Below are 9,099 nucleotides of genomic sequence, written 5' to 3' on the forward strand. Positions count from 1 at the left end.
AACTGTTGCCAGTCGTGCGGTGCGCTATAACCGCACCTTTTCACCCTTACCGGCGCCGAAGCGCTTAGGCGGTTATATACTGTGGCACTTTCCGTAGGCACACGCCACCCAGGCATTACCTGGCACTTCGCCCTATGGAGCCCGGACTTTCCTCCCCCCCCTAATTTTCATAGAGGGCAGCGACTGTCCGATCGACTCTCCGCCGCGAAGGTTAACGGCAGAGCGGCCGAAGAACAAGCGCTAAAAGCCTCAAGACCGCTATGGGCGACGGCTTACACGCCTTTCTGTTTATCCAGCGCAACCTGATACAGCACGTTTTTGCGCTCACCGGTGATCTGCGCCGCGAGGGCCGCAGCGCGCTTGAGCGGCATCTCTTCGAGCAGCAGATTGAGGATGCGCATGGCTTCACTGCTGACCGCATCTTCGGATTCCGGCGCAGTCCAGCCCGCAACCAGCACCACACATTCGCCGCGCTGCTGATTGCTGTCGGATTCAACGAACGCGCGCAGCTCAGCCAGCGGCAAGCCCTTGAGCGTCTCGAAGGTCTTGGTGATCTCACGAGCCAGCAATGCCGGGCGCTCGCCACCGAACACCGCTTCCATATCCTGCAGACATTCCAGAATACGATGCGGTGCCTCATAGAAAATCAGCGTACGCGGTTCTTCTTTAATGGCTTCCAGACGCGCCTTGCGCCCAACCATCTTCGCCGGCAGAAAGCCTTCGAAGATGAAGCGATCGGAGGGCAAGCCTGCCGCCGACAGTGCAGCGATCAACGCGCACGCACCCGGCACCGGCACCACGTTGATTCCTGCTGCACGGGCCTGCCGCACCAAGTGATAACCGGGGTCGGAAATCAGCGGCGTGCCAGCATCGGAGATCAGCGCCACATTGTCGCCCGCCAGCAGCCGGGTAATAAAACGGCTACCTTCATCACGTTCGTTGTGTTCATGACAGGCTGCCAGCGGCGTGGAAATGCCGAAATGCTGCATCAGTCGCTGCGAGTGACGAGTGTCCTCGGCAGCGATCAACGCCACTTCACGGAGGATTTTCAGAGCCCGGGCACTGATGTCGTCCAGGTTGCCGATGGGCGTCGCCACCACATAAAGCGAGCCAGCAGCGGAATTCAAAGCACCTGGAGCAGTCAAAGCGCACACCTCATGATCGGTAAAAGCCGCCATTGTAGCGTGTCGAGAGGCTTGCGATGCATTCGTGGCAGACACGGTTTGTCGCACTGTTATGCGGCCCTGCTGCCTTTGCACCAGCTAAATTGACTGATTCATGCCAGTAACATCGCGCCCCGGCCAGTGCTTGGGTACAATTCCACGCTAATTTGATCGAGTATCAGGAACACTTACATGATCGCTTGCCTGCGGCTGTTCACTGCCCTCTGCCTCGCTGCCTTGTTGGCGGCTTGCGCCAGCTCCCCTTCGTCCAGCCTTGGCGAACTTCCACGGACTCCGGATGCCAGCATCGAGCAACTGCTCGAACAGGCTTCCCAGGCTAAAACCCCGGAAAAAGCTGCCCTGTTGCGCCTGAGCGCAGCGGATCAGGCTTATCGCCAGGGCAATGCCGGACAGTCCGCGCAAATCCTGCAACAAGTGCCAATGGAGCAACTGAAGCCGGGCCAGCAGATTTTCGCCAGCACCCTGTCCGCAGAACTGGCAATGACGCGCAATCAGCCGAAAGCCGCGCTGACTGCCCTGAGCCATCCAAGCCTGCAACACCTGGGTGAGATGCCGGAAGATCAGCAGGTTCGCACCGGCATCGTCCACGCCCGCGCTCTTGAAGCCGATGGCCAGACACTCGCCGCCGCCCGCGAGCGCATCTTCATCGCGCCAATGCTCAAAGGCGAAGCAGCGAGCAAGAACCACGAAGCGATCTGGACGCTGATCGCCTCGCTGCCAACCGATCAACTGCAACCGAACACCTCCGACGACCTCGGCGGCTGGATGGGTCTGGCGCTAGCGGTGAAAACCGCCGGCACGCTGGAACAGCAGCAAGCCGCAATCGACGCCTGGCGCGCGCAGAATCCAAAGCATCCGGCAGCGATCAACTTGCCGTTGCCGCTGACCAAACTCAAGGAACTGGCCAGCCAGCCCCTGAGCAAAATCGCCCTGCTGCTGCCGCAAGACGGCCAATTGGCCTCGGTCGGCAAAGCACTGCGCGAAGGTTTCATGGCTGCGCACTATCAAGCGCAACAGGCTGGTCAGAAGCCACCTGCGATCGTCTTCTATGACAGCTCGAAGCTGACCTCGATGGACGAGTTCTACCGCAAGGCTCAGGCCGATGGCGTGCAATTGGTCGTTGGTCCGCTGGAAAAACCACTGGTCAAACAGCTGAGCACTCGCCCGCAACTGCCGATCACCACCCTAGCGCTGAACTACAGCGAAGGCGATCAAGGCCCGGCGCAATTGTTCCAGTTCGGTCTGGCAGCTGAAGACGAAGCTCGCGAAGTGTCCCGCCGCGCTCGTGCCGATGGCCTGCATCGCGCCGCGATCATGGTGCCGAAAGGCGAATGGGGCGATCGCGTTCTGCGCGCGTTCAGTCAGGATTGGCAAGCCAACGGCGGCAGCATCGTTGCTACCGAACGTGTCGACCAGCCAGTGCAACTGGCCCAGCAAATCGCTGATATGTTCCAGCTGCGCCAGAGCGAAGCCCGCGCCAAGAGCCTGCAGAATGCCGCCGGCACCAACGTAGCCGCACAGCCTTCGCGTCGTCAGGACATCGAGTTCATCTTCCTCGCTGCGACTCCGCAGCAGGCGCAGCAGATCAAGCCGACCCTGAACTTCCAGTACGCGGGTGACGTTCCGGTGTACGCGACCTCCCACGTATTCAGCGCCAGTGGCGACGTCAATCAGTACAACGACATGAACGGCGTACGCTTCTGCGAAACTCCGTGGTTGCTGGAAGCCAATGATCCACTGCGCCAGCAAGTCGTTGCACAGTGGCCACAAGCTGCCGGCAGCCTCGGCCGCCTGTATGCGATGGGTGTGGACGCCTATCGTCTGGCGCCGCGCCTGGGTCAACTCAAGGCTCTGCCGGACAGCCGCATCGAAGGCCAGTCGGGCAGCCTCGGCATGACCCAGAACCAGCGTGTAGTGCGTCAGTTGCCATGGGCGCAGTTCGTCAACGGTCAGGTTCAACGCCTGCCGGACACCCCGCGCTGATGCCCGACAGGTCAAGCTCGCAAAGCGGTAAAGATGCCGAGCGCCAGGCGCTCGAGCATCTGCAACATCAGGGTCTGCGCCTGCTGGCGCAGAACTGGTTATGCAAACGCGGTGAGCTTGATCTGGTCATGCTTGATGGCGATACAGTAGTATTCGTTGAAGTCCGCTACAGAAAGAACACTCAATGGGGTGGCGCACTCGGTAGTATCGATGAGCGCAAACGGCAGAAACTGATTTTCGCCGCGCAGTATTTTCTTCAGCGCGAAACACGCTGGGCCGATTCCCCCTGCCGCTTCGACGTGGTGGCCATCGACAGCCATCCGAATCAGTTGAACTGGTTGCAGAATGCTTTCGACAGTTGATTGCCTGCATCCCGACCCGGACACTTTCACCGACAATTTTTGCTCTTTGCTTTGCGGGCTGCACATTCATGTGCCGAACAGCCGCGCTACTTAAGGTCACACAGATGGACATGCAATCCCGAATTCGCCAGCTTTTCCAGGCCAGTATCGACACCAAGCAACAGGCGATGGACGTACTTGCACCGCACATCGAGCAAGCCAGCCAAATCATGGTCAACGCCCTGCTCAACGAAGGCAAAATGCTTTCGTGCGGCAACGGTGGCTCTGCCGGCGACGCCCAGCACTTTTCCTCGGAGCTGCTCAACCGCTTCGAGCGCGAGCGCCCGAGCCTGCCGGCCATCGCCCTGACCACTGACAGTTCGACGATCACCTCGATCGCCAACGACTACAGCTACAACGAAATCTTCTCCAAACAGATCCGCGCGCTCGGCCAGCCGGGCGACGTGTTGTTGGCGATTTCGACCAGCGGTAACTCGGCGAACATTATTCAAGCGATCCAGGCCGCACATGATCGCGAAATGATTGTCGTAGCATTGACCGGACGCGACGGCGGCGGCATGGCATCACTGCTATTGCCGGAAGACGTCGAGATTCGCGTACCGGCCAATGTCACTGCACGTATTCAAGAAGTCCACTTGCTGGCGATCCATTGCCTCTGCGATCTGATCGACAGCCAACTGTTCGGGAGTGAAGAATGACCGCAAATCGCCTGGGCCTTCTGGCCTTGACCCTGTGCCTCGGCATCAGTGGCTGCACCTCCGTGGTGAATGCCAGCCGTGAAGCACCGATTGAAGATGATCGCGGCACCCGCACCTTCGGCAGCAAGATCGACGATTCGTTGATCGAAACCAAAGTCGGCGTCAACGTAGCCAAGGCCGATCCGGGCCTGGACAACGACTCGCACATCGTCGTCACCAGTTTCAACGGCGTGGTGCTGCTGGCCGGTCAAACCCCGCGCGAAGACCTCAAGGCCAAGGCCGAGCAGGCTGCCGCTAACGTACAGCGCGTGAAGAAGGTGCACAACGAGCTGCAAATACTGCAACCCTCCTCTCTGCTGGCCCGTCAGAACGACGCGTGGCTGACCACCAAGATCAAGACTCAGATGCTTACCGACGCCAGCATTCCAGGCTCGCGCATCAAGGTCGTGACCGAGAACGGCATCGTCTACCTGCTGGGCCTGTTGACCAAACAGGAAGCCCAACAGGCAACCAATCTGGTACAGGGCGTTTCCGGCGTGCAGAAAATCGTGAAGCTGTTCGAATACATCGACTGATTCAGGCTTTTTCAGCGGCGATAAAAAAGGCGATCCATTCGGATCGCCTTTTTTTATTTCACCACTTTCAAACTTGGCCGGCCTATAGGGCGCGGCGGCTCGCTGTCGGGTGGTGGCAGATCATCATCGGGCTCAAACTCTTCATCTTCGCCCATAGGCGACTCGAGATCGAACACCATGCCTTGACCGTTCTCCCGGGCGTAGATGCCCAGGATAGCGCTGATAGGCACGTACAGACTGTGCGGGACACCACCGAAACGACCTTCAAAGGTCACCACGTCGTTGTCCATGTGCAAATGCCGTACGGCACTGGGCGAGATGTTCAGAACAATCTGCCCGTCGCTGGCAAAACCCTGCGGTACCTGCACCGCCGGGTACTCGGAATTGACCAGCATGTGCGGGGTGCAATCGTTATCCACAATCCACTCGTAGAGCGCGCGGACCAGATAAGGTCGACTGGAGTTCATAGCGGCTCCTTAAGCCTAAGCGCATGTCGCGTTCGACATCAGACAGACTCGCCTTGAATGCCTCACGCGCAAACTGACGCTCCATATAATCAAGCAGCGGCTTGGCTGGCCGCGGCAGTTCAAAACCCAGAATCGGCAAACGCCAGAGTATTGGCAATAGGCAGCAATCCACCAGACTTTGTTCCTCACTGAGGAAAAACGGCTTGTCGCCAAACAGCGGCGACACGCCCGTCAGGCTTTCACGCAATTCCTTGCGCGCCACGGCACGCGCGGCCTCCTTGCTTTTCGGATCCAGAATCAGATCCACCAGACCACACCAGTCACGCTGAATACGATGTATCAGCAGTCGACTATTGGCCCGCGCCACCGGATAAACCGGCATCAATGGCGGGTGTGGGTAACGCTCATCCAGATATTCCATCACCACGGTGGACTCCCACAACGCCAGGTCACGATCGACCAGCGTAGGCAGGCTTCCATAAGGGTTCACCTCAATCAGTTTAGGCGGCTGGCGACCAGCTTCCACATAAATGATTTCGGCGCTGACACCCTTCTCTGCAAGCACGATGCGCACTCGGTGGGAATAGTGGTCGGCGGGGTCGGAGTAACAGGCCAACCGATTGGTCACGCCCATGGCGATCCTCCTCGCTTGTTGAAATGATCGGAACCGGAAAAACGCGCGCGCCCAGAGGGCGCCTCCCGCAAGGTCTGACTGAGCAGACTCTGCGTTATCGGAGGCGCCCTTGGGCGCGCGCGATTAACAGCAATGCTTGAAGCGTTATCAGTGCACGTCTTTCCAGTATTCACGCTTGAGCAGGTAGGCGAACACAAAGAAGAACGCCAGGTACAGCAAGACGTAAGTACCGATGCGCTGATGTTGCAGCTTAACCGGGTTAGCCGAGTAAGCCAGGAAGGTTACCAGATTCTTGACCTTCTCATCGAACTGCTCTTCGTTCAGAGCACCGCTTTTCGGCACGATGGTCAGTTGATCGCACGCTTCATGGGTCAAAGGCGTGCCGGTCAGCGGATCATATTGCTTCTTGCCGTCTTCGACGATCTGTACCTGTTTGCAGCCCACGACCTGACGACCTTGCAGGCCGACCAGCACGTTAGGCATGCCTACGTTCGGGAAGACCTTGTTGTTCACACCCCATGGGCGTGCAGGATCTTCGTAGAACGACTTCAGATAACCGTAGAGCCAATCGGTGCCACGCACGCGAGCCACCAGGGTCAGATCCGGCGGCGCTGCGCCGAACCAGGTCTTGGCGTCGACCGGCTGCATGCCGATGGTCATGTGGTCGCCGATCTTGGCGCCAGTGAACACCAGCTTCTCCAGCATCAGCTCATGCGGAATACCCAAGTCATCGGCAACCCGTTCGTAACGCTGGAACTTGGCACTGTGGCAACCCATGCAATAGTTGGCAAAAGTACGCGCGCCATCCTGCAGGGCAGCCTTGTCGGAAACGTCGATATCAACTTTTTCCAGCTCCGGACCTCCGTGTTCAGCGGCAAAGGACAGGACAGGCAAAGCAGCAAAAATCAGAGCAAAAAATAACTTTTTCATCAGCCAGTCACCCTTTCCGGAACCGGTTTGGTCTTCTCGAGCCTGGTGTAGAACGGCATCAGAATGAAGTAGGCGAAGTACAGGAAGGTGCAGACCTGCGACAGCAGCGTGCGCTCCGGCGTCGGCGCAAGAACACCGAGAATGCCGAGGATCACGAACGAAATGCAGAACACCACCAGCCAGATTTTGCTCATCCAGCCTTTGTAGCGCATCGATTTGACCGGGCTACGGTCGAGCCATGGCAGCACGAACAGCACCGCAATCGCCGCGCCCATGGCGATAACGCCCATGAGTTTGTCGGGGATCGCCCGCAGGATCGCGTAGAACGGCGTGAAGTACCAGACCGGTGCAATATGCTCTGGCGTCTTGAACGGATTGGCTTGCTCGAAGTTTGGTTTTTCGAGGAAGTAGCCGCCCATTTCCGGGAAGAAGAACACGATAAAGCAGAAGATGAACAGGAACACCACGACACCGACGATATCTTTCACGGTGTAGTACGGGTGGAAGGCAATGCCATCCAGCGGTATGCCGTTTTCGTCTTTATGCTTCTTGATGTCGACGCCATCAGGGTTGTTCGAACCGACTTCGTGCAGCGCCAGAATGTGCAACACCACCAGGCCGAGGATCACGATCGGCAGCGCCACAACGTGCAAGGCGAAGAAGCGGTTCAGAGTGATCCCGGAGATCAGGTAGTCACCACGAATCCACTGAGTCAGATCATTGCCGATAACCGGAATCGCACCGAACAGCGAGATGATTACCTGGGCACCCCAGTAAGACATCTGACCCCATGGCAGCAGATAACCCATGAAGGCTTCGGCCATCAGCGCCAGGTAAATCAGCATGCCGAAGACCCACACCAATTCACGCGGCTTCTGGTACGAACCGTAGAGCAGACCACGGAACATGTGCAGATAGACCACGATGAAGAATGCTGAAGCGCCGGTGGAGTGCAGCAAACGCAGGATCGAGCCGTACTCGACATCGCGCATGATGTATTCGACAGAAGCAAAAGCTTCTTCTGCCGACGGGGTGTAGCTCATCGTCAGCCAGACACCGGTAACGATCTGGTTGACCAGAACCAGCAGCGCCAGCGAGCCGAAGAAGTAGAAGAAGTTGAAGTTTTTTGGAGCGTAATACTTGCTGAGATGGTCTTCCCACATTTTGGTCGCGGGAAAGCGCGCATCAACCCAATCCATGAACTTGCTCATCACGCTTTCTCCGTATCGACGCCAATGACAATGATGTCGTCGGTCTCATAGGAATGAGGTGGTACTGGCAGTTTCAATGGCGCAGGTTGCGACTTTTATACGCGTCCAGCCAGATCGTAGTGTGAACCGTGGCAAGGGCAGAAATAACCGCCTACCCAGTCTTTGCCCAGATCCGCAGGTGCCACTTCGGGACGGAAGGTCGGAGAACAACCCAGGTGAGTGCAGATCCCGATCAGCAGCAGAATTTCTGGCTTGATCGAACGCACTTCCGGATCAACGTAGGTCGGTTGTACCGAGTTCTTGGAGTCTGGGTCAGAGAGCTGGCCCTCGATCTTTTTCAGATTCCCCAGGATTTCCGCAGTACGGCGGACAATGAACACCGGCTGACCGCGCCACTCAGCAATCATCTGCTGTCCTGGCTCGACTTTGCTGACATTCACTTTCACCGGTGCACCAGCGGCTTTCGCCTTGGCACTGGGAAACCATGACCCCACGAACGGGACCGCAGCCCCCACCGCTCCTGCAGCACCCACCACGGATGTGGCTGCTACCAAGAAGCGACGCCGGCCTGCATTCACGCCGTCATTGCTCATTCAGTCCTCTCCCATCAGCTTTGTGGCCTGTTAAATCAGGCATCTACTAAATAAATCAATGTTACTTATAAAAATTTTGCCGAATGGTAATGAAAAGCCCCAATTCTGACAAGGGAATTACCCGGAGCCCTCACCCTCAAGCCTTGCAGTATAGGGGGTCTACGAATGTGGCAAGTTGTCACAGCGCAATTAGTTGATAAATCGCAGGCATAAAAACACGCCCGGTTCCGTGAGGAATCGGGCGTTCTTTTTGAACGTGGAAGCGGAATTAACGCTTCGAGTACTGCGGACGCTTACGCGCTTTACGCAGACCAACTTTCTTACGTTCAACTTCACGGGCGTCGCGAGTAACGAAGCCAGCTTTGCGCAGAGCGCCACGCAGGGTTTCGTCGTAGTCCATCAGAGCGCGAGTGATGCCGTGGCGGATTGCGCCAGCTTGACCACTTACTCAACCGCAGATCA

General features: G+C 57.6%; 8 protein-coding genes, 1 other RNA gene and 3 pseudogenes (1 of these 12 cut by a window edge). 4 read left to right on the forward strand and 8 right to left on the reverse strand.

Annotated elements, in window-relative coordinates; all coding sequences use genetic code 11:
• Both rnpB and rsmI read right to left on the reverse strand, forming a co-directional pair.
• An RNA gene (gene rnpB, locus ACIOZM_RS28425) (RNase P RNA component class A) lies at positions 1–199 on the reverse strand; it reaches 133 nt to the left of the window's first position.
• Between the two features lie 73 nt (positions 200–272).
• Positions 273–1,178 carry a 16S rRNA (cytidine(1402)-2'-O)-methyltransferase gene (gene rsmI, locus ACIOZM_RS28430; RefSeq protein ID WP_401220185.1) on the reverse strand — a complete coding sequence of 302 codons (906 nt, stop codon included), beginning with the start codon at positions 1,176–1,178 and terminating at the stop codon, positions 273–275.
• A gap of 177 nt (positions 1,179–1,355) precedes the next feature.
• Between rsmI and ACIOZM_RS28435 the strand changes: the two genes are divergently transcribed.
• From ACIOZM_RS28435 to ACIOZM_RS28450, 4 genes are all read left to right on the forward strand, one after another.
• Positions 1,356–3,167 carry a penicillin-binding protein activator gene (locus ACIOZM_RS28435; RefSeq protein WP_401220187.1) on the forward strand — a complete coding sequence of 604 codons (1,812 nt, stop codon included), beginning with the start codon at positions 1,356–1,358 and terminating at the stop codon, positions 3,165–3,167.
• The gene (locus ACIOZM_RS28440) at positions 3,167–3,529 is read left to right on the forward strand and encodes a YraN family protein (protein ID WP_401220189.1); all 363 of its coding nucleotides are present in this window, start codon (positions 3,167–3,169) and stop codon (positions 3,527–3,529) included. The genes ACIOZM_RS28435 and ACIOZM_RS28440 overlap by 1 nt, the downstream gene beginning before the upstream one ends.
• Positions 3,530–3,633: 104 nt before the next feature.
• Entirely contained in the window at positions 3,634–4,227 is a 594-nt protein-coding gene (locus ACIOZM_RS28445) for a phosphoheptose isomerase (protein ID WP_166221264.1), read from the forward strand.
• On the forward strand, positions 4,224–4,802 hold the full coding sequence (locus ACIOZM_RS28450; protein WP_401220191.1) for a BON domain-containing protein: 579 nt from the start codon (positions 4,224–4,226) through the stop codon (positions 4,800–4,802). Before ACIOZM_RS28445 ends, ACIOZM_RS28450 begins: the two co-directional genes overlap by 4 nt.
• A gap of 53 nt (positions 4,803–4,855) precedes the next feature.
• Here ACIOZM_RS28450 and ACIOZM_RS28455 read toward each other — a convergent pair whose 3' ends face one another.
• From ACIOZM_RS28455 to rpsI, 6 genes and pseudogenes are all read right to left on the reverse strand, one after another.
• Positions 4,856–5,269 carry a ClpXP protease specificity-enhancing factor gene (locus tag ACIOZM_RS28455; RefSeq protein ID WP_401220193.1) on the reverse strand — a complete coding sequence of 138 codons (414 nt, stop codon included), beginning with the start codon at positions 5,267–5,269 and terminating at the stop codon, positions 4,856–4,858.
• Positions 5,270–5,288: 19 nt separating this feature from the next.
• A pseudogene (locus tag ACIOZM_RS28460) lies at positions 5,289–5,903 on the reverse strand (glutathione S-transferase N-terminal domain-containing protein); the annotation flags it as partial.
• Positions 5,904–6,050: 147 nt separating this feature from the next.
• Positions 6,051–6,833, reverse strand: a complete 783-nt coding sequence (locus tag ACIOZM_RS28465) for a cytochrome c1 (RefSeq protein WP_401220195.1) — start codon at positions 6,831–6,833, stop codon at positions 6,051–6,053.
• Positions 6,833–8,044: a cytochrome bc complex cytochrome b subunit gene (locus tag ACIOZM_RS28470; protein ID WP_016985147.1), complete on the reverse strand. Its 1,212-nt coding sequence runs from the start codon at positions 8,042–8,044 to the stop codon at positions 6,833–6,835. The genes ACIOZM_RS28465 and ACIOZM_RS28470 overlap by 1 nt, the downstream gene beginning before the upstream one ends.
• A pseudogene (gene petA, locus ACIOZM_RS28475) lies at positions 8,044–8,637 on the reverse strand (ubiquinol-cytochrome c reductase iron-sulfur subunit). The gene ACIOZM_RS28470 and the pseudogene petA overlap by 1 nt, the downstream one beginning before the upstream one ends.
• Positions 8,638–8,905: 268 nt before the next feature.
• Positions 8,906–9,085, reverse strand: a pseudogene (gene rpsI, locus ACIOZM_RS28480) (30S ribosomal protein S9); the annotation flags it as partial.
• Positions 9,086–9,099 lie beyond the last annotated feature (14 nt).

It is taken from the genome of Pseudomonas sp. NPDC087346 (assembly GCF_044744235.1).
In the GTDB taxonomy this organism is placed as follows: domain Bacteria; phylum Pseudomonadota; class Gammaproteobacteria; order Pseudomonadales; family Pseudomonadaceae; genus Aquipseudomonas.

What these genes read in the sequence shown, in the direction of transcription:
- rsmI (WP_401220185.1), bottom strand. Translation starts at nt 1,178, where the DNA reads ATGGCGGCTTTTACCGATCATGAGGTGTGCGCTTTGACTGCTCCAGGT.
- ACIOZM_RS28435 (WP_401220187.1), top strand. Translation starts at nt 1,356, where the DNA reads ATGATCGCTTGCCTGCGGCTGTTCACTGCCCTCTGCCTCGCTGCCTTG.
- ACIOZM_RS28440 (WP_401220189.1), top strand. Translation starts at nt 3,167, where the DNA reads ATGCCCGACAGGTCAAGCTCGCAAAGCGGTAAAGATGCCGAGCGCCAG.
- ACIOZM_RS28445 (WP_166221264.1), top strand. Translation starts at nt 3,634, where the DNA reads ATGGACATGCAATCCCGAATTCGCCAGCTTTTCCAGGCCAGTATCGAC.
- ACIOZM_RS28450 (WP_401220191.1), top strand. Translation starts at nt 4,224, where the DNA reads ATGACCGCAAATCGCCTGGGCCTTCTGGCCTTGACCCTGTGCCTCGGC.
- ACIOZM_RS28455 (WP_401220193.1), bottom strand. Translation starts at nt 5,269, where the DNA reads ATGAACTCCAGTCGACCTTATCTGGTCCGCGCGCTCTACGAGTGGATT.
- ACIOZM_RS28465 (WP_401220195.1), bottom strand. Translation starts at nt 6,833, where the DNA reads ATGAAAAAGTTATTTTTTGCTCTGATTTTTGCTGCTTTGCCTGTCCTG.
- ACIOZM_RS28470 (WP_016985147.1), bottom strand. Translation starts at nt 8,044, where the DNA reads ATGAGCAAGTTCATGGATTGGGTTGATGCGCGCTTTCCCGCGACCAAA.